Annotated in this window: 17 protein-coding genes and 6 tRNA genes; 17 read left to right on the top strand and 6 right to left on the bottom strand. The window is 49.2% G+C overall.

Annotated elements, in window-relative coordinates; translation table 11 throughout:
- The first annotated feature begins 31 nt into the window (after positions 1–31).
- The 7 genes from HP552_RS13380 (at position 32) to HP552_RS13350 (ending at position 1,339) form a co-directional block, all read left to right on the top strand.
- Positions 32–107 (top strand) — tRNA-Lys (locus HP552_RS13380).
- A gap of 9 nt (positions 108–116) precedes the next feature.
- A tRNA-Leu gene (locus HP552_RS13375) sits at positions 117–204 on the top strand.
- An 8-nt stretch (positions 205–212) separates the two neighbouring features.
- Positions 213–287, top strand: a tRNA-Gly gene (locus tag HP552_RS13370).
- Positions 288–296: 9 nt separating this feature from the next.
- Positions 297–373 (top strand) — tRNA-Arg (locus HP552_RS13365).
- A gap of 17 nt (positions 374–390) precedes the next feature.
- A tRNA-Pro gene (locus tag HP552_RS13360) sits at positions 391–464 on the top strand.
- A 12-nt stretch (positions 465–476) separates the two neighbouring features.
- Positions 477–547 (top strand) — tRNA-Gly (locus HP552_RS13355).
- A gap of 186 nt (positions 548–733) precedes the next feature.
- Complete coding sequence (locus tag HP552_RS13350) at positions 734–1,339, top strand: short chain dehydrogenase (protein WP_175395938.1); 606 nt, start codon at positions 734–736, stop codon at positions 1,337–1,339.
- 57 nt (positions 1,340–1,396) lie between these two features.
- Here HP552_RS13350 and HP552_RS13345 read toward each other — a convergent pair whose 3' ends face one another.
- Together HP552_RS13345 and HP552_RS13340 are read right to left on the bottom strand one after the other, a co-directional pair.
- Positions 1,397–2,254, bottom strand: coding sequence for a CYTH domain-containing protein (locus HP552_RS13345; RefSeq protein ID WP_175395937.1), 858 nt, complete (start codon positions 2,252–2,254; stop codon positions 1,397–1,399).
- 128 nt (positions 2,255–2,382) lie between these two features.
- Positions 2,383–3,300, bottom strand: a complete 918-nt coding sequence (locus HP552_RS13340; protein ID WP_175395936.1) for a LysR substrate-binding domain-containing protein — start codon at positions 3,298–3,300, stop codon at positions 2,383–2,385.
- A 169-nt stretch (positions 3,301–3,469) separates the two neighbouring features.
- Here HP552_RS13340 and HP552_RS13335 point away from each other — a divergent pair, with 169 nt between their 5' ends.
- The 4 genes from HP552_RS13335 to HP552_RS13320 are packed head-to-tail and all read left to right on the top strand — an operon-like array spanning position 3,470 to position 8,882.
- The gene (locus HP552_RS13335; protein WP_175395935.1) at positions 3,470–4,483 is read left to right on the top strand and encodes an ABC transporter ATP-binding protein; all 1,014 of its coding nucleotides are present in this window, start codon (positions 3,470–3,472) and stop codon (positions 4,481–4,483) included.
- 55 nt (positions 4,484–4,538) lie between these two features.
- A complete protein-coding gene (locus tag HP552_RS13330) occupies positions 4,539–5,609 on the top strand; it encodes an ABC transporter substrate-binding protein (protein ID WP_175395934.1) in 1,071 nt (356 codons plus the stop codon).
- A complete protein-coding gene (locus HP552_RS13325; protein ID WP_246310870.1) occupies positions 5,566–7,374 on the top strand; it encodes an ABC transporter permease in 1,809 nt (602 codons plus the stop codon). Before HP552_RS13330 ends, HP552_RS13325 begins: the two co-directional genes overlap by 44 nt.
- Positions 7,371–8,882 carry an MBL fold metallo-hydrolase gene (locus tag HP552_RS13320; protein ID WP_175395933.1) on the top strand — a complete coding sequence of 504 codons (1,512 nt, stop codon included), beginning with the start codon at positions 7,371–7,373 and terminating at the stop codon, positions 8,880–8,882. Before HP552_RS13325 ends, HP552_RS13320 begins: the two co-directional genes overlap by 4 nt.
- A 66-nt stretch (positions 8,883–8,948) precedes the next feature.
- On the opposite strand, the gene HP552_RS13315 is transcribed toward HP552_RS13320, so the two are convergent.
- Complete coding sequence (locus HP552_RS13315) at positions 8,949–9,512, bottom strand: GerMN domain-containing protein (protein WP_175395932.1); 564 nt, start codon at positions 9,510–9,512, stop codon at positions 8,949–8,951.
- Between the two features lie 35 nt (positions 9,513–9,547).
- Positions 9,548–10,963: an N-acetylmuramoyl-L-alanine amidase gene (locus HP552_RS13310; RefSeq protein WP_175395931.1), complete on the bottom strand. Its 1,416-nt coding sequence runs from the start codon at positions 10,961–10,963 to the stop codon at positions 9,548–9,550.
- A gap of 326 nt (positions 10,964–11,289) precedes the next feature.
- Between HP552_RS13310 and HP552_RS13305 the strand changes: the two genes are divergently transcribed.
- Positions 11,290–12,516, top strand: a complete 1,227-nt coding sequence (locus HP552_RS13305) for an anhydro-N-acetylmuramic acid kinase (protein WP_175395930.1) — start codon at positions 11,290–11,292, stop codon at positions 12,514–12,516.
- Between the two features lie 124 nt (positions 12,517–12,640).
- Entirely contained in the window at positions 12,641–13,480 is an 840-nt protein-coding gene (locus HP552_RS13300) for a MurR/RpiR family transcriptional regulator (RefSeq protein ID WP_175395958.1), read from the top strand.
- A gap of 152 nt (positions 13,481–13,632) precedes the next feature.
- On the opposite strand, the gene murQ is transcribed toward HP552_RS13300, so the two are convergent.
- Both murQ and HP552_RS13290 read right to left on the bottom strand, forming a co-directional pair.
- On the bottom strand, positions 13,633–14,538 hold the full coding sequence (murQ, locus tag HP552_RS13295) for an N-acetylmuramic acid 6-phosphate etherase (RefSeq protein WP_175395929.1): 906 nt from the start codon (positions 14,536–14,538) through the stop codon (positions 13,633–13,635).
- 22 nt (positions 14,539–14,560) lie between these two features.
- Positions 14,561–15,523, bottom strand: a complete 963-nt coding sequence (locus tag HP552_RS13290; protein ID WP_175395928.1) for an N-acetylglucosamine kinase — start codon at positions 15,521–15,523, stop codon at positions 14,561–14,563.
- A gap of 354 nt (positions 15,524–15,877) precedes the next feature.
- Between HP552_RS13290 and HP552_RS13285 the strand changes: the two genes are divergently transcribed.
- From HP552_RS13285 to HP552_RS13270, 4 genes are all read left to right on the top strand, one after another.
- Positions 15,878–17,230: an ABC transporter substrate-binding protein gene (locus HP552_RS13285; protein ID WP_175395927.1), complete on the top strand. Its 1,353-nt coding sequence runs from the start codon at positions 15,878–15,880 to the stop codon at positions 17,228–17,230.
- A 49-nt stretch (positions 17,231–17,279) separates the two neighbouring features.
- Positions 17,280–18,203: a carbohydrate ABC transporter permease gene (locus tag HP552_RS13280; RefSeq protein ID WP_175395926.1), complete on the top strand. Its 924-nt coding sequence runs from the start codon at positions 17,280–17,282 to the stop codon at positions 18,201–18,203.
- A 44-nt stretch (positions 18,204–18,247) separates the two neighbouring features.
- A complete protein-coding gene (locus HP552_RS13275) occupies positions 18,248–19,081 on the top strand; it encodes a carbohydrate ABC transporter permease (protein ID WP_175395925.1) in 834 nt (277 codons plus the stop codon).
- 234 nt (positions 19,082–19,315) lie between these two features.
- The gene (locus HP552_RS13270; protein WP_175395924.1) at positions 19,316–20,425 is read left to right on the top strand and encodes an ABC transporter ATP-binding protein; all 1,110 of its coding nucleotides are present in this window, start codon (positions 19,316–19,318) and stop codon (positions 20,423–20,425) included.
- Positions 20,426–20,451 lie beyond the last annotated feature (26 nt).

The following is a 20,451-nucleotide window of genomic DNA, read 5'->3' as shown; positions in this document are numbered from 1 at the left end:
TCAAATCCTATATCCCCAGCCATTTTATTATGAGTCATTAGCTCAGTTGGTAGAGCACCTGACTTTTAATCAGGGTGTCGAAGGTTCGAGCCCTTCATGACTCACCATTATATTTTGCGGTCGTGGCGGAATTGGCAGACGCGCACGGTTCAGGTCCGTGTGGGCTAACCCCCCGTGGAGGTTCGAGTCCTCTCGACCGCACCATATATCATGCGGACGTGGCTCAGCGGTAGAGCATCGCCTTGCCAAGGCGAGGGTCGCGGGTTCGATTCCCGTCGTCCGCTCCAATATGATATGCGCCCTTAGCTCAGCTGGATAGAGCGTTTGACTACGAATCAAAAGGCCGGGAGTTCGAATCTCTCAGGGCGCGCCATTATTTTTCACTAATATCGGGATGTAGCTCAGCTTGGTAGAGCACCTGGTTTGGGACCAGGGGGTCGCATGTTCAAATCGTGTCATCCCGATTTTATTCTTATGCGGGTGTAGTTCAATGGTAGAACTTTAGCCTTCCAAGCTAATAGCGTGGGTTCGATTCCCATCACCCGCTTACAGTAAGCCTCTTGCTTTTGTGCAAGAGGTTTTTTTGTTTTTTTCAATATCTAATACCTACCCCATTCTTTTTATAAATGCACCGAATTTGTAATTTGATCTCATCGGATGAGTTTGTTTAAATAAGATACAGGTGCATTTCCTTGATGCATTATCAGGATCAGACCTAAGGAGGAGGAGTAGTGTGAAAAGAGCTCTCGTTATTGGAGGAAATGGAACGCTAGGTACAGCGATTGTGGCCAAGTTGAATGAGCTGTCTGTAGAAGTAGTTACGGCAGGGAGAAATTCCGGTGATTATCAGGTGGATATGACCTCAACCGATAGCATTGCGGCTCTTTTTGAAGCTGTTCCAAACATTGATTACGTCATTGTCGCGGCAGGTCAGACGCATTATGCCAAATTGGAAGAGCTGACACCCGAGAATAACATGATTAGTGTACAGGGCAAATTGTTGGGCCAGGTCAATGTCGTATTAATTGGCCAACACTATGTGAACGACAAAGGGAGTTTCACGCTGGTGAGTGGCATTATCAAAGATCATCCTATTGCACAAGGTGCTTCCAGTGCAATGGCCAATGGTGCGATTGATGCGTTCGCCAAAGCGGCAGCCTATGAACTGCCGAGAGGTATTCGCCTGAATTCGGTCAGCCCTAATCTGTTTGAAGAGTCAGCTGAGAAGTATAAGGACTTCTTTATTGGTTTTAACCCCGTACCTGTGGAGCGAGTAGCTAATACATTTATTCAAAGTGCGCTGGGCATCGAAACGGCTCAAACCTTTAAAGTATATTGACTTGTGAAAAAAGCTCCTCTCCTATGCTTAGGGAGAGGAGCTTTGTGTATCAAGCGATTAGTATCGTTCCAGGATGGTTTGTGTTTTCAGGCCATCCGCAGGGATTAGCCAGTTGTTGTTCTCCAATACTTGCAGCAGCTCGGTACGCAGACCGGATACAGCTGCAGTATCATCGGTTTTAAAAGAAACCTCAACAAGATTCTCTATTCCAGTACCATCTGCGTTACGGATTGGCCATACTTCAAGCGTGAGGTCTTGTCCATTCCATGTGCCCTCATAGCGCTGGAACGTGATCGGCCCGTGAGCACGGGATTGCGAGAGTGCTTGCTTACCCCAGTTTGAAGAAGACCAGTTTTTCAGTTTGCCCGGCAGCTTGTCAAGCAGCATGGTCAGTGCGTCCTGCTCGGAAGGAAGCTGTACGCCTGCAGCTTTGGTATCCACTTTTTTGGTGTTGGAGAAGCTCAGTGTTTGTTTGCCATATCCCCAATCGATCTCAGCCTCGTAATTATCGTCAGACGCATCAAATCCTTCTTGATTTGCCAGTGTTAGTGCTGCATTAATATCACCGTTAATTACAGGGTACCGCTTCTTGTAGGTCAGTTCATAATTGTTTTTATCATCCTTTTTCCGAAAACGGACATCCCATCCGGCTTGGTTCAGATTTAGAGAATTGGTGTCAAAGTACTCTGCACTGATGTTTCTTGGTGTGGAATCCAGAGCCAGAGTCTGAACGACTTCATTCCGAAGGGTTCCATCCGAGTTCAATACTAATTCCGGTTTAGCCAGAAACTTCACTTCATAGGCTGGCACGGCATTTGCCGCCGCTGAAACTTGGGGTGTCTGGAACGTCAAACTACTTCCCAATGTGACGATGCTCAGCATGAATGAGGCAGTTACCTTTTTCCACTTTTTCAAAACCAATCACTCCCTAGGCTGGATTAATGTACAGACCCACTTTATCGCCCGAGTATGTGGAAGTGATTAACGTTGGACGAGCATTACGTTAACCCTGCATAGAATTGATGAATGGCAAACGATAGTTTTTATGGGGCCAAGCCGAGAAATGGCGGGAAATCATGTACCCCTTCCTGCAGAACTTCCTTGAACCGGTTCACCTGGACTGAAGGATGACGGTCCTTATTATGTACTGTGTATATATGTCGTGGAGCTTGCTCACCCGGGATGGGAAGAACCTGAACCAAGCCATGCTGCTCTTCCCATTGTACGGCCATGCGTGACATGAATGATATATGACCTCCGAGTAGAACCAGCTGTTTGATCGCCTCGAGTGAATCCATCTCCACCGTACTGCGAAGCCGCACCGCATGCTGTTCCAGCCATTGGTTGGTCAAACGGCGTGTGCTTGATTCGTTCCCATGCAAGGCAAAAGGCACCTGAGAAATATGCTCGGGCTCCAACACTTCTCTCTGGGTCAAGGCATGCTGCGGAGCACAAATCAATACCAGATCATCTGCACACAGCGGCTCTGCTTGGAGGACAGGACCAACAAAAGGTTCGGAAGAGATTACCCCCAGATCTATCTGATGCCGCATTAACATCTCACGGATGACAGGGGACGGTTTGACTGACAACACAATTCGAATGCCAGGAAACTCCTGCGAAAATGTATTCAGCATTGATGGCAGCAAATAGGTTGCAGGTACATAGCTCGCCCCAATGTGAAGCGTACCCCGGTAAAGGCTGTCGTATTCCTTGACCACCCGGCGGGCTTCTTGGGTCAGGGCATTAATTTTCACAGAATAATGAAGAAGGGCCTGTCCAGCCTCAGACAGAAATGTCTTCCCGATGCGCGATTCGAATAGTCGTACCCCCATCTCTTCCTCCAGTGATTTCATATGAAACGTAACCGTGGGCTGCTTGATGCCCAGAATCTCGGCCACGCTGGTCATATGGTGATGCTTATCAATCAGTTCTACAATTTGCAGTTTGATCAGATTCAATGAATTTAACACTCCTCTCGCGTCATTTTGCTCATCTTATATAGATTTAATCTATGAACATCAACAGAATTCATCTAAAAAGTTAATTTCATTTTTACATTCATAACATACAACTTGCGAGAGCGGACGTTAGACTGAGGAAAGTACAAGAAGACAGGCAGGGATGCTTATGAAAATGGAGATTTCAGGAGTTCAAAAATCATTCAATCGTACGCCTGCACTATTGCCTACAGATTTGACGCTGCAGCATGGTCAGTTTACGACACTGCTCGGTCCATCGGGCTGCGGAAAAACAACACTGCTGCGCATGCTCGCTGGACTGGAACAGCCGGATGCGGGAGAGATTATTGCAGGTGATCAGTGTATCTTTTCAGCAGCCAAACGGATCGATGTACCGACCCATAAGCGTAATCTGGGCATGGTGTTTCAGGATTTTGCATTATGGCCGCATATGACGGTTTTCGAAAATGTGGCATTCGGCTTAAAGGCAGGAAAGCAAAAGACGGATCTACGGCAGAAAGTGACCGAAGCGCTCGGCATGGTTCGCCTGCAAGGCATGGAAGATCGTTATCCTCATCAGCTGTCCGGTGGACAGCAGCAGCGGGTTGCTTTTGCCAGAGCGGTAGCAGTGAGACCCGGAGTGATTTTGTTTGATGAACCGCTTAGTGCACTCGATGCTGTACTGCGGGAAGAAATGCGGATTGAGATGATGTCTCTGGTTCGGGATATGGGGCTAACCGCATTGTACGTAACACATGATCAAGTCGAGGCAATGTCGATGTCAGATGAGATTGTAGTCATGGAAAAGGGACGGATATTGCAAAAAGGTACCCCGGAAACGATCTACGCATCGCCAAGTGATCCATTTGTTGCTTCGTTTATCGGAAAGTCCAACTGGCTGACACCGAATCAGTCCATGGTACGGCCGGAACATGTGACCTGGAACAGGACAAGCCACGATGATCTGCGTTATCAGGCAACGGTACTGAGTGTCAGTTATGTAGGAGAGCGTTATGAGATTCGGGTTCAAATGGAAGGGCTGGGCGTGTGGACCGCCTATCTGGACCGTAGGGTTCGCGTAGGGGAGCAGGTTCAGCTGTATATATCGCCGGAGCGCATCTGCCGGATGGCTGGGCATGAAGCCACCGATGTGAAGCGGGAAGTTATAGCAGCGGCGAACTAGGAAACGTGAAGTGGGAAATAGGAAATATATATAAAACCAAGGGAGATGGAATGAGATGTTGGGAACCAAAACACGGAAAAAAAGTGCAATGCTGCTGTTAACAGCGGTAATGAGTATCGGCTTGTTCGGATGCAGCACGAATTCAACGGGCGGAAACGCAGGACAATCTGCTGGGGAAGGTAGTGCGGCAGCAGCAGCGCAAACAACAGAAACAGCAGGCGGCAAACTGGTGTTGTATAGTGCGGGGCCGCAAAAGCTGGCGGATAATATCGTGAGCGGGTTCACGGCCAAAACAGGTATTGAAGTAGAGATGTTCCAGGGAACAACAGGTAAAATTCTCGCCCGTATGGAAGCAGAAAAATCCAACCCTGTGGCCGATGTCGTCATTCTGGCTTCTCTGCCTTCAGCACAAGCACTAAAAGCCGACGGTTTAACGTTACCTTATCCTGAAGCAGCAAATGCCGACAAGTTGAACAAGGACTGGTCGGATGCGGAAGGTAACTATTTCAGCTCCAGTGCTTCGGCGCTTGGGATCGTATACAATACCAAACTGGTGTCTACACCACCGACAAGCTGGGCTGAACTCGCTACACCAGCTTGGAAAGATGCCGTGAATATTCCTGATCCAACATTGTCCGGTTCTGCACTGGACTTCATTACAGGTTACCTGAGTGTGAATGGGGACCAAGGCTGGGATTTGCTGAACAGCTACAAAGCGAACGGCGTTGCCATGGCGGGAGCCAACCAGGAAGCCCTTGATCCGGTGATTACGGGTGCCAAAAGCATTGTTGCCGCTGGCGTCGACTATATGGCATATTCCTCCAAAGATAAAGGTGAACCACTGGACATCGTATATCCCGAGGAAGGGACTGTAATCAGTCCGAGACCGGCAGCGATCCTGAAGTCGAGTCCAAATGTGGAGAATGCCAAGGCGTTTATCGACTACCTGCTGTCCGATGAGGCGCAGCAGCTGGTTGCAGATGCGTACCTGATTCCTGGCCGGGAAGATATTGAAGCGACCAACCGGGCCAATCTGAAGGATATCCCGCAGCTGAAAGTGGATTGGAACTGGATGAGTGAACATGGTGATGAGACAGCGGCTCGTTTCTCCGAGATTTTCAAATAAGATCGCTGAAATCAATACTGAGGAACATTCAACAACACGTGTAACGAGTGTCTTGGTGAAGTCATGTGAGGTGAAAGCAGTGAAACCTGTTGTATTGGACAACAACCGTATTTTTCGGAGAGTGGGCGTGATTCTGGCCCTCTTTCTGCTGACTATAAGTATTGGCGTGCCGCTGCTGCTGATTTTCTGGCAAAGCATTTATCCGGATGGACAATGGGACTGGATGGCTCCGATTCGGACAATTACGGGTCATCATTTATCCGGCGTGCTGCTCAATTCCGTCTGGCTGGGCATCTGTGTTGTTGCTGGGACCACACTGCTGGCACTGCCGCTTGCCTGGATGATGGCCAAGACTCGTATGGGGCAGCATCGCTGGGTGGACGTAATCCTGATGATTCCCTTTATGACCCCGCCGTATATCGGCTCCATGGGCTGGATTTTGTTTATGCAAAAAGGGGGATACCTGCAGCAGTGGGTACCATCAGCTGAGAAGTGGAGCGAGCTATTCTTCAGTTTCTGGGGCATGGTGCTGATTATGAGCCTGCATCTGTTCCCATTTCTGTACTTGCTGTTACGGGATGCGCTGATTCGTATCGGCGGCAATCTGGAAGAAGCGGGATCCGTGCACGGGGCACGTGCGGGTTACCGGTTCAGACGCATCATTTTACCTCTGTTGTTATCTTCCTATGGGATGGGGATCATGCTTGTTTTTGTCAAAACGATTGCAGAATTCGGAACCCCGGCAACCTTCGGACGCCGCATCGGATACTATGTCATGACTTCAGAGATTCACAAATATATCTCCAGTTGGCCCATTGATTTTGGTAAGGCGACTTCACTGGCATCGGTACTGTTATCCGTGTGTCTGGTGATGTGGTACATGCAGTCATCCATGAGTCGAAGATTCACGTATCGTCTGGTGGGAGGCAAAGGGCAGCGTTCGAAACGATATTCCCTACGTGGGGGAGCCGGCTGGCTGTGCGGTCTGTATCTTGCCGTACTGCTAATCCTGTCTGTGGGTATCCCGTACTTCTCCATCATTGCTGCTTCGACGATGAAGCTGCGCGGGGCCGGGTTGTCCCTGGACAACGTAACGTTGGATCACTATCGGGATCTGCTGTCATGGGGTTCGGTCAGCATGAAAGCCATCGGCAATAGTCTGGGATTGTCACTGGCCGCTTCCACAGTTGCGGTTGTGATCGGTACAGGATTTGCGCTGGCGATCGGCAAATCCTCTTCATTCATGCAGCGTGTCATTGATCTGTTCAGTTTGCTGCCGAATACGGTACCGGGCATTGTCATGGTCGTGGGTCTAATCCTGTTCTGGAATTCTCCATGGATGCCATTTACCCTGTACAACACATACGGGATGGTTGTTCTGACGTATGTCGTACTGTTTCTGCCTTATACGGTGCAGTACGTAAAATCAAGCTTCACTCAGATTGACGGAACCTTGTTTCAGGCGGGCCAGGTATTTGGCGGGAACCCACTGTATATTCTGCGTCGCATTCTTGTACCCCTGATTATTCCCGGCATGCTGGCGGGTTGGATGATGACTTTCACCATCGCCACACGGGAGCTGGTAGGGTCGCTGTTGATTCTCCCGCCGTCGATGCAGACGTCCGCTACCTATATTTTTGCCCAGTTTGAACAAGGGCAGGTTTCACTGGGCATGGCCATGGCGGTGGTGACTGTTGGCATGACCGTACTGATGCTGCTCGGCATTGAGCTACTGAATTCGAAGAGAAAGTGGAATGCATCATGATCAAACTGAACGTATGGGGCGGGGCAGGCGAACATGGCCGCTCCGCCTATCTCCTGAGCGGAGACAGGTTTCACATTTTAATGGATTGCGGCGTGAAAAAAGAAGGCGCAGGCGAGTACCCACTCATCGAACCGGATATCGTTTCAAACCTGGATGCCGTACTGTTGTCTCACGCTCATGAGGATCATTCCGTTGCCATTCCATTGTTGTATAAGATGGGTTACCAGGGTGAAGTATGGACAACACGTGAGACAAGGGAGCAGCTGGATACCTATTTCCGGGCGTGGCGCAGCAACATGGAGCGCGCAGGGCATGGTCTGCCCTACGAGGAAATAGATGTGCAGTCAATACGCTATCGATATCTGGAAGATGAGGCCAAGGCTGGAATCTGGTTTAAGATGATTCCTGGTCTGCACGTGTTATGGGGGCGCAGTGGCCACCTTGCAGGATCTGTATGGTTTGCACTTGAGTTGGAGGGCAGACGGATCTTCTATTCCGGGGACTATACGTCTGAGTCCATGCTTCTGCAGGAGGATTGTGCTGCAGAGGCACTGAAATTGGCAAGCGTGTTTCGAAGCAGAGAGCGAACAGGCAGCCGTGTCAATAACCTGCTATTGTCTCAGGGCATGGCTGTCAGTGATGGCATTCAATTAGCCGGAGAGCCGCTGGCAGAAATAGCAATGTCAACGGGGATCTCTGGGTTGTCCGAGATTTCCTTGACTCCTTCGTTAACAAAAGGGCGCTTGAATCGACCGATGGATCTGGCGATTGTGGATGCTGCATACGGAACGGACCGGGATACACAGACAGACAAATTGGCACAGCTGGGCCAGACCATTCGCGAGACGATTGCTCGTGGTGGCAAAGTCTTACTGCCCATGCCCTCGGTAGGCCGTGGTCAGGAGATTATACTGTGGGCGCAAGAGCAGTTTCCGGAAGTTCCGATGATTGTGGAGCAGGGGCTGGTGGATGGCATGAAGCAACTGTTGCGTGTTCCATACTGGCTCAGAGAAAAGGAAGATCGTCTCAGGTGTCCATTACCATTAATGGATGTCATTGAACGTTTTCTGGGCGACAAATCTTGGCAGCTGCCCCAGAGCCGGGAGGATCGGGAGCGACTGCTGAATCAATATGCCGCTTCGCTATGGTTCATTCCGGATGGCATGATGCAGTCTTCACTTGCCCGTTGGTACTATAATCAACTGGCAGACAGAGAGGAGAATCTGATCCTGCTCACCGGACATGCGGCTTTTGGTACTTTTGCACAGAAGCTAATACAGAATCCCATTGAGTATGGACTTTGTGGAGTGCAGAAAATTCGTTATAAAGTTCATCAGGGCTGGCTGGATGTCGAGAGAATGCTGCAGCGTTTGCCTGCCCGGCATACTGTGCTTGTGCATGCGGACAAGGCCGAGACGGATAGACTAAGAGAGGAATTATCCAAGCAGCACCCAAGTTCCGGGAGAGCGATCCATTCCCTCTCTCCCGGAGATGAGCTCTATGTGTAAGCTATTGTAGTATCGTATCAGTTGAGGACGTCTCTGGGGACGTCCTTTTCATTTGTTTATTATGAACTATGATTCCCGTTGAATGGGATGCTCCAGTTCCGAATGCCCCATTAAGCTATCTACGGCTTCACCATCCACCAGCACATCCAGACGTTTGACTTCATCAAATTGAAACATCGTTGTAGTCAAAGCTTCCAACGCCAGCAATTCTCCACTGGTGCCCAGCTTGGCTTCATCCGGGATATGAACATCCAATGTCACTGTGTCCTCAGCAAATTCGATAGACAGCAATTCAACCTTTTCCCATAGAGAGACGAGCTGTGCATCATCGTTATTTTGCAGGGCTTCGAATGTTTTTTTGTATTTGTCGGCGTCGACGTTATCTGCGAATGCCAGCTCAACTTCTCTTTTTTTCAGTTCCAACACCTGTGTATCGGCAAAGAATACTTCAACGGTTTGCTTCTGCTCCTTGTTCGGTTCAACCTGAGTCCCACTATTATTGGGAGGCTGTACGCTTCCGGATTGTTTGGGCTCATTCGTCCCGGATTCACTCACTGGCTTCTGCGCGCACCCCACTGCAATCATCAGAATGAACGAGAAAAGTAGTACGTATCCCATCTTTCGTTTCAATAGATCACATCCTTCGATTGGTATAACGTTATATTTCATATCCCTAGATATTCCTTGATTCCATCCACTATCGCTTGTGCAGCCTTCGTCTGAACTTCCTCGGATGACATGGCTTTCTCTTCGGCAGCATTGCTCAGGAAACCAATTTCCAGGAGCACAGCTGACATGGTCGTTTCCCGAATCACCTGCAAGCTGCCATTCTTGACGCCTCTATCTTTGAATCCCAAAGCTTTCACCAAGCGTTGATGAATAATATTGGCCAGGTCCTTGCTGCCGGTTCGCTGATAATAATATGTTTCTGTACCTGATGCCTGAGGTGAAGACGTTACACTGTTGCCGTGTATGGAGACAAACACATCCGCATTTAACTGATTCGCCAGTTGAACGCGCTCGGAACGTGTAGGGTAGATATCAGTGTCACGTGTCATGACCAATTCAATATCCGGCTCGTTGAGCAGGAGAGCTTGTACTTTTAGCGCTATTGCCAGAACGTAGTCCTTCTCTGGTTTGCCCGTGATACTGATTGTCCCTGGGTCACTGCCCCCGTGACCTGGATCAATGACGACGACTTTACGTCCAGTATCGAGGACGGGAGTCACTGGCACGGGTGTGACGTTGTCTCCCGAAACGTTCAGATCGATAAGCAGCTTGTCGGCAATTACGTTTTGTTCGAACTGTACGTCTTTCACATTGTTCAACTCAACAACAATCCGGACTTGTCCGGGATCCCGTTTAAAAAGGGAATATCTTACTTCCGTTACATTGGGATATCCGCTAACGTCCAGTTTGCCATTCAACCCTTGATCAAGTGGTTGCGTCATATCACCAAAGACCGTACCAGGCAAATCCACAACCAGTCGATCCGGGTTCTTCAAGGTGGTTATCACGGGCAGCACTTTTTTTCCATCCATGGACACAACCAACTGATTATCGGCAAAAATGATGTCGGTCACATGGGTTAACGAGATGGTATCGCTATCTCCTGAATCATCGCCTGGCGCTCCATCGGTCCCTTTACTGGTGTCGGTTAAGTATACGATCTTCTCTTGGTTGTTCCACTTTACGCTAAGTCCCATCTGTTCACTGACAAACCGAATGGGCACCACCAGCGTTTTGTTTAAAATTTGCGGAGCTGTATTCAGGGTAACCTGTTTATCAGCAACTGTGGCTTGCTTCTGATCAACGTTTAGTGAAATCACTTTGTCGTTTTGCTGAATTTTTACCTGACGGGCTTGTTGATTCCAATCGACATCGAACTCCAGATTTTCCGCAACAACTCGGATTGGAATCATGACGTTCTTATTCACGATGGTCACCTGAACATCATGCGGGAGAGATAATTCCTCTCCATTCAAGAAGATTTTAGACGTATTGGCAGCGGCGTTTCCCTGAGTAGAAAATAAGAATAGAAAAAACAGGCTCAAAAACATGAGAAAAATGGGTTTCTTCATTATACACCTCTACAATATTAGAGCTTGTAACTTCACCGACATCAATTTCAAGACAACGAATCCGTGAGTGACAATTTCTCTCCCAAAATTTAACTACATTATATAAACAGCAGAATTGTAAAAATGTTTCTTTTATTGCTTTATTTAATTTATTTATTAATGGATGGTGCTTAATCTTCGCTGAATAGGAAGGGGTCTGCATACGATAGACAGACTTTTGTAATTAAATTTCATATAATAATTGACTTGTGAAATTTTATATCATATACTGGGTGAAATTATGGCAGGGTGACGTGTACATGAAGTCTGACAGGAGGTTGGAAATAATGGATACAGGCAGCTATCCAATGTGGGAACAGTACCGATTGAAGCGGGAGCATTACATCATAGGGCTGATGTCAGGAACGTCTCTTGATGGGACGGATGCAGCTCTGGTCCGTATTCTTACGGATGACAGCGGGGGAATAGAAAAAATCAGTCTGATGGATTTCGTCTGTATTCCATACTCGAATGAGCTGAGGGAAGTGATGATTCGACTGTGTTCCCCAGAGACAGCGAGAGTGGATGACCTGACGAAGGCACACTTTGGCATATCGGAGTGGTACGCACACAGTGTCATGAAATTGATTCGTTCGGCAGGCATCCCGCCTGGACAAGTGGATGCGATCAGCATGCACGGGCAGACGATATGGCATTCACCCGTTGCGACAGCATTTCCCGGGCCCGAGGGAAACCTTGAAGTGGCATCCACACTGCAAATCGGTGAATCTGCTGTTGTGCGGGAACGGACCGGGCTGCCGGTGATCGGCAACCTGCGGGCAAGGGATATGGCTGCGGGAGGGGAGGGAGCACCTCTCACGCCATATGCCGATGCTCTAATGTTTCGGAGTTCGAAGGAAGGACGGCTGGTGCAGAATATCGGCGGCATCGGCAATGTAACGGTGCTTCCAGCTGCGTCATCCCATGAAGGCATCTCTGCTTTTGATACAGGTCCGGGAAATATGGTGATGGATGCGATTGTGCGAAAGGCAACGAATGGAAGACAGCATTATGACCCAGATGGAAGCTTTGCCGCCATGGGGAAACCCGATCAGAGTCTGGTGGAGATGTATCTGGAGGATGATTATTTCAAAAGAATTCCTCCCAAAAGTACTGGACGGGAAGTATATGGTGCCGCTTATGCCGAGCATTTGATGGAAATGGCCGCTGCCCGTTCTTTATCCCTGGAAGATACCCTGGCTACGGCCACCTGTTTGACTGCGGAGACCATTGTGCGGGCTGTGGAGGACTTTGTACTACCGAATGTACCGATCTCGGCCATGCTGGCTTGCGGTGGGGGGACATCGAATGTCACACTAATGAAGATGATTCAAGGACGACTTCCGGAAGGCATTCGACTGGAGCGGACCACGGACTACGGCATACCGGATGATGCCAGGGAAGCTATCGGATTTGCACTCCTGGGACATGAAGCGTTGATGGGAAGAACGAATACACTCCCCTCAGTCACTGGAGCAAAGCATTCAGTCATCTCCGGTGCGCTTACGCTGTAGTCACCCTGGTATGGCCCATTAACAGAAAGTGGAACACAGGGTTAGTCAATTAGACTCAGGTGGAATTATAGGATAAAATGCTTGTACATGAACAAAGTACGGAAAGGTGGAGCGGATGGAAGGCATGAAAGGTGGACTTGTACGTTTACGCGCATTAATGGATGACCTGACTCCATCGGAACGAAAGATCGGGGCATATATTCTCGATCATCCGCAAGAGACGGTTCAGTCTTCAGTGGCGCAGCTGTCCGAACGGAGCGGGGGCAGCCCTGCTGCCATTATCCGCCTCTGCAAATCATTAGGGGTATCGGGGTTTCAGGAGTTGAAGCTGAAAATTGCCGGAGATTTACAGACGGGTGAACAATATCAATATACAGAGATTCGCCCCCAGGACTCCATGGAGAGCATCATCCAGCACGTATCCGCTAATAATATTCAGTCGGTGAAGGATACGGTTCATATTTTGGACCCACGCCTGGTTGAGGAAGCTGTTGATGCGCTGCACCGGGCGAAACGGATTTTTTTCTATGGAGTAGGGGCTTCCAACCTGATTGCGCTGGACGCACATTACAAGTTCATGCGAATCAATCGCACAAGCTTTTCGTTCGCTGATCCGCATATGCAGATCTCCTCCTCAACGACGCTTCGTGAAGATGATGCCGTTGTATGTATCTCCTATTCTGGAGAAACTTCAAACGTAATCTCCTGTCTGAAGCATGCTCGCGAAGGCGGGGCTGCGACAATCAGTATTACCAAGTGGGGCAGCAACACACTCAGTGGTTTGGCAGATGTACCCTTAAAGATAACTTCCACCGAAAGCGATATCCGAAGTGGAGCAACATCGTCGCGGATTGCGCAGCTGAATGTAATCGATATTCTGTACCTGGCGATTGCCAGCCGGGACTACAACCAGTCTGTTGAATATTTGGAGAAGAGCCGTCAAGCTATCCTGGAACATAAATGAAGCGAGAAAATCCCTTACTGTATTGAACAGAAGGGATTTTTTAATGGGTGAATATAGATCAACAATGTAAAAAAATTAAAGGAGCCTGGCTCAATGTCCGGCTCCTGCCAATAAATAAGATACGCGAGCTACACGGTACACTTCGTGTCCTGTCAGGAAGATTCTGCAATGGCTGTACGGACGAAGCCGTCAGCCAGATCCAGTCTCCGCTGGGCTTCCGATGCATCTACGTTTGCCATTAGCATAACGATTGCCGTTTTTACATGCCCGCCGGCCGCAGCGAAGGCTTGCTCTATATCGGTTTGATTCGCTCCGGTGGCAAGGTGGATCATGCGTTTGGCCCGGTGGACAAGCTTCTCGTTGGAAGGGTTCAGATCGACCATGAAGTTCCGGTAGACTTTGCCCAGACGGATCATGGCTGTCGTAGTCAGCATGTTCAGAATCATTTTCTGTGCGCTGCCTGCCTTCATCCGTGTTGAACCCATCACTACTTCCGGGCCCATCACCGCTTCAATACTCACATCAGCCAGGAGTGTCATCGGTGTGCCTGCATTGTTGCTCAGGCTGATGACAGCCGCCCCTTTTTCCCTCGCATGTTTCATTGCTCCGAGCACATAGGGTGTTCGCCCGCTGGCTGCAATGCCTACCACAACATCGTTATTGTTCAGGCCATGCTCATCCAGATCGGAGGCCCCTTGCGATTCACTATCTTCGGCTCCTTCCACAGGATCCTTCACGGCCCGAAAACCGCCTGCAATAATGCCCTGCACCATGGAAGGGGGCGTTCCATAGGTCGGTGGGCACTCGGAAGCATCAAGGATGCCCAATCTCCCACTGGTGCCTGCACCGACATAGAACAGCCGCCCGCCCAGTTGAAAAGCCTCTACAATCCGATCCGCAGCCTGGGCTATCACAGGGATAAGCGGTTGAATCAATTCGGCAATCCGTTGATCTTCTCTATTAATCAGTTCCATAATCGCTGCCGATGGCAGTTCATCTATATGATCCGTCTGCGGATTCGGCTGTTCGGTTAACAATGAGTTAAGCATGTGATTCATCAGTATGGCCTCCTTATCTCTTTCAAAATGATCCATGAAGGGAACGACGCAGCCTTGCCAGCTGTGCCGCACCTACCGCCGGAGAAGGGGCATCCGCACGGTGGACAAAGCCGAGCTCACCATAAGATGCTGATAGTTTGTGTATAAATTCGCTGCGGAACAATGCAGAGTGACGGAACAGTGACCCTGACAGGGCGACCTGAGCGGATTCGAACGTGATATGGCGGGCGATCAAAGCTTTGGCTGTATTCGCCAGCTGTCCCGCTTCATCCGTAATGATTATCCTGGCAACCGAGTCGCCGTGATCACCAGCTTCAATCGCAATACGGGCAATAGATGCAGTATCGGACTTTCCCCAGCCGGATTGGTAGACTTTCTTTTTCAGCTCAGTGGCAGTGTGCAAACCCAGCTCTTGCAGAATGAGTGGAGTTAACTCGGTTGGGGGAAGAATGCCATCATGACTCTGCATAACCGCTTGAAGTGCCCGTTGTCCAATGCGATAACCACTGCCTTCATCCCCAAGAAGATGCCCCCAGCCTCCAGCGCGGTATCGTTCCCCCTTCGGGGTGAACCCGTACACGATGGATCCTGTACCGGATATGCATAAGACCCCATGTGTATGCCCCAGTGTGGCCATAAGGGCGATCTCACCCTCAGATACCACCCAAACTGGACAGGCCTCCATATCCTGAAGACGAATGTGTTTCATATGATCATTTACGGCTTCAGCAATCATCTGCCTCTCCTGTGCACTATCAACACCTGACATACCAAGACATATACCTTCACAATTTGTCAATAAATCACTTCTTAGGTTAAACAGCTCATCCAACACCCGCCGCAGTTCTGAAATGGCCTGTTCAGGCAGTACGCTGTGAGGATTGGTCGGACCACCGCTGAACCTGGCGAGAATTGTGCCTGTATCGGAAATGATTGCTGCATCAGTATTGGTACCGCCTCCATCAATGCCTGCATATACTCGCAACGTGGCTCACCTCGCTTGCTTAGGTTTTCTTTTTACATAGTATAGAGGCATGAAATGAAAAAGTAAAATTAAATTTTATGTTAAAAAATAATGTTGAATTTTTATTTCACAGCTCATATAATGAACTCAATCTACAATTTTGGAAGGATTTAATACCGTTAATGTCAACTAAGTTGACGTTAATATTGCATTTAAGTGATTGAGCCTGCGTACTGCCAGGTCCGGTCTACAGGGAGGTGCGGTTCCTTACTGCCACACGGTAAGAGTGGTTCATCATTTCATGTTGGAAGATCTCAAAGGGGTAGCAAGTTGGCAAAGGAATAATCGGGAAAGACCCGCAAAGGAGATGAAGGGATGAAAAAGAAGAGTCTGGTATGGGCAATGCTGTTGATGATGGTCTGGGTTACGGCCTGTGGGAACAGTGGAGGTGCTGCTTCGGACGATCCGAATGCGGAGGATACAGTAACGGTATGGACCTACCCGGTGCATGGAACTTATGAAGACGAACTAAAAGATCTGATTGCCGATTTCAATAAGGAACACCCAAACATTACCGTGAAGACGGAGATGCTCTCCTGGGCGGAAGGGCCGAAAAAATTCGATGTTGCTCTGAATGCGGGGAACCCGCCGGATCTGTACTTTCACAGTGTGGACGGAACGTACGTAAATACAGGGCTGGCGCTCGAACTGGACAGCTACCTGACTCCTGAGATTAAGGAAGATTATCTGCCAGGTACACTGGAACTGGGACAGATCCAGGGCAAACAGTACGGCTTGCCTCTATATCAATTCCAATGGGCATGGGGTGGTAACAAACGCATTCTGGAGGAAGCCGGCATTGACTGGAAGTCCATTCAGCAAAATGGCTGGACCTGGTCCGAATTCAATGAAGCAGCTGCCAAGCTGACCAAAACGCTGGATAGTGGAGCTAAGCAGTACGCACTCGTTACTGACGGCACTTCACTTGATTTCATTGAAATGCTCTCCCGTAATAACGGCATGATCGACGTCCTCGACAAAGACGGTACGTTCCAATGGAATGATGGACGGATTCTGGATACACTCTCTTTCATCAAAAATCTGATGGATCAAGGTTATATGCCAAAGGAAACAGCAGCGATTGCCCCGGCGAAACGGACGGATATGTTTTATGCGGGTGAAACAGCGATGATCTCCAAAGCCATTCCTTATTATGATGTGATGATTCAGAACCGTAACAAGGATATTGATGATGGCAAAGTGCAGGGAGAGAAAATCGATTTTGTCCTGCTGCCTGTACCGCACAGTGACGATCAATCTGCAGCATCAACGATGGGTGGCGAAGGGTACGTAGCCTTCAAACAGAAGAAGGACAAAGGCGAACAGCATGCCAGGAATACGTTCCTGGTCATGGAGGCACTGAGTGGTGCGAAAGCCGGGAACTCTGCCAATGAACTGGCGCTCCCATTCGTAAGACAGTCCCAAGTTGACCTGTTTGAAGGGAAAGAACTGGGTCAACCGGACAATCTGGATGCTGCGAAAGTGATGGCCGAAAATATTGCCATGCCGGTTGTGCTGGAGCTGGACATCGACAAAGCCTCGCAGCAAAAGCAGTTCAAGGAGCAGGTTGTAAAGCCGAATATTCAGGCTCTGTTCTCAGGAGAGAAGACACCGGAACAAATTGCAGAAGACTTCAAAAGTAAAGGCCAGCAGATGTTCGGACAATAAAACATAACGCAAACGCAAAACCACCATGATTAGGAGAGGAGGATTCGCCATGCAGACCGCCCTTGCGCCAAAACCGTCCGCGCCCCGGACTTCCCGGGTAGCCCGGCTTTGGCGAGACTATGGGTGGGCGTATTTGTTTATTTTGGCGCCTGTCCTGCTGTTTCTCATTTTCACCCTCTATCCGGTTCTGACCGCTCTTGTGATGAGCTTCCAGAAATATAACATTATGAATTCAACGTGGGTTGGATTGGATAATTACGAGCGTCTGGTAAAAGATGAAACGTTCTGGAAGTCGATTAAAAATACAATCATCTTCACGGTGGGTACGGTACCGGTCAATATTCTCATTACATTTGTACTGTCCTATTTTATCTTCCAGATGAAAAGCAAATGGCAGACCTTTTTCAAAGCAACATTGTATTTGCCCGCTGTAGCATCCGGAGTAACCATCTCCATCGTGTGGCTGGCGATCTTTGATCCTACCGATTCGGGGCTGTTGAATCGCTTTCTCGGTCTGTTCGGACTTGATCCGGTGATCTGGCTGGGCCAATCGGGAACGGCACTCTTTTCACTCATCCTGATGAACTGGCTCGGATCGCACGGTGCAGGCATTATTCTGTATCTTGCAGCGATGGGTGGCATTCCAAAATCACTGTATGAAGCGGCAGACATTGACCATGCCAGTGGATGGACCCAATTCAGCAAAATAACCTGGCCGCTACTTAAGCCAACAACGCTGTATCTGCTCGTGACGGGTGTGATTACGTCTTTTCAAGTATTCATCTCCGTATATCTGATGACACAGGGCGGGCCCAACTTTGCGACAACGACAATTGCCTATCTGATCTACGAAACGGCGTTTAAGTTCTACGAGTTTGGATTGGCATCGGCACAGTCCTTCGTACTTGCGATCATTATCATCGTCATTTCTGTTATCCAGTTCAAGTATTTCTCAAGTGATATTGAATATTAGGCATATTGATATGTTGCATCTAGCATCCGGGGGTGAACAAATTCATGAAAACTACTCAGAAAAAGACGCTGCTTGTCGTTGCATCCATTCTGCTGGTGGCCTGGGCACTGGTGACCATTATTCCGATGTACTGGATGCTTGTCGGTTCGGTGCAGGACACCACGATGTCTGCCTCTTTCAAGCCGCAGATGATTCCGGAGCAGCTGTCGCTGTCGCCGTATGAACGTTTCTTTGCCAAAACCGATGCGTGGCGCTGGCTCTATAACTCACTGCTGATTTCGGTCATTCTGACGGTGACAAATGTGTTTTTTGCCTCCCTCGCGGGATATGCGTTTGCCAAATTGAAATTTCCGGGCAGTCAGGCTGTATTCTGGGTTTTGCTCGGCACAATGATGATTCCGGCTCAGGTTACGCTGATTCCCTTGTACATTCTGATGGTCAACGTGTTTGACCTAGGGGATACGTACACAGCTATCATTCTGCCTGCTGCTGTTAGCGTGGGCAACATCTTCTTAATGAAGCAGTTCATGTCGACACTGCCAACATCACTGATTCATGCGGCTCGCATTGATGCCTGCAGCGAGTTCGGCATCTTCTGGAAAGTGATTCTGCCCATGGCGAAGCCAGGGATTGCAGTGCTCGCCATTTTCACCTTCGTGGCTTCATGGAATGAATTTTTCTGGCCATTCCTGATCACCAATTCGAATGAGATGCGAACCATTCAGGTGGGGCTGGCTTCGTTCGTATTTGCCGAATCAACCGATTTTGGTGCCATGATGGCAGGGGCAACGATTGGGGCTCTGCCGATGATCATTCTGTTCTTCTCATTGCAGCGCTACTTCCTGCAGGGAATTACGATTGGTGCGGTTAAAGGCTAACTACTATATATGTTCAACTAACCATTTACACAATAACGGAGAGGACAGAAATAATCTGAGGAAGCGAAGCGTTCGCCTTTATCACCGGATTTTTCCCTTTTCATAAAAGAATCAAAGAAATACGGGGATAACAGCGATAGGAAGGTTGTTCTGTCATCGGATTGCCAGTGTAAATACTCATTAGTTGAGCTTATATAGTTGAGGACAAGTGACAATGTAAAGGGGGATCTACCTATGGCACGCGTGGAGTTTCGCCAAGTGCGCAAAGAATTCAAAGACGATCATAAAGGAACGTTCACGGCTGTCGCCGGCTCGGACTTTGTTATAGAAGATAAGGAATTTGTGGTGTTTGTGGGTCCTTCGGGCTGCGGCAAAACAACGTCACTGCGAATGATCGCCGGATTGGAGAAGCAGACGAGCGGCGATATTGTCATCGGCGACCGGATCGTCAACGATCTGCATCCGAAAGATCGGGATATCGCGATGGTATTTCAGGATTATGCACTTTATCCGCATATGACGATTCGAGAAAATCTGTCCTTTGGCCTGAAAAATCTGAAAAAGCCTAAGTCCTATATCGATGAACAGGTACAGAATGCTGCCTCCATTCTTGGGCTTGAGGCGATGCTGGAACGCAAACCGCGTGAGCTGTCTGGTGGTCAACGCCAGCGGGTGGCGGTGGGGCGGGCAATTGTCCGTGATCCGCAGGTGTTTCTGTTCGATGAACCGCTCTCCAATCTCGATGCGAAGCTGCGGGTGCAGATGCGTGTGGAACTGGGTGAGCTGCACAAGCGGCTCGGAGCCACAATTGTATACGTTACGCATGATCAGGTGGAAGCCATGACACTTGGGGAACGCATCGTGGTCATGAATCATGGTGACATTCAGCAGGTGGCTTCGCCGAAGGAGCTGTATGCGAGTCCGCGCAACATGTTCGTTGCCGGATTCATTGGTTCCCCTGCAATGAACTTTATTGATGCCCAGATTGAAGGGACGCAGGTCGTGGTGGAAGGAGCGTCATTCACCTTGCCGGTAGATGTGCTTGTCCGTCTGCAGAGCCACCAGGGCAAACGAGTGATCCTTGGTTTGCGACCGGAGCATATTTTTGGAGATGATGTTGCGCCTAATATACCTAAGGATCACATGTTGCAGGCTCGGGTTCAGGTTGTGGAGCATCTGGGGTCGGAAAATCTGGTGTATTTCCATCTGGGTGCACGCACCGTAACGGCCAAAGTTCACCCGGAGACACATGCATACGTAGGCATGGACAAAAACTTCGTGCTGGACTTGCGCAAGGCACACTTTTTTGATCCGGAGACGGAGTTGGCCATTGGTCGGGAGTAGTCGATCGGTAAGAGCAAAGTGAGGAA

The sequence above is a fragment of the Paenibacillus xylanilyticus genome, assembly GCF_013359935.1.
Taxonomy (GTDB): domain Bacteria; phylum Bacillota; class Bacilli; order Paenibacillales; family Paenibacillaceae; genus Paenibacillus; species Paenibacillus xylanilyticus.
The sequence above is the reverse complement of the archived record's forward strand: the minus strand, read 5'-3'. Positions and strand labels throughout refer to the sequence as shown.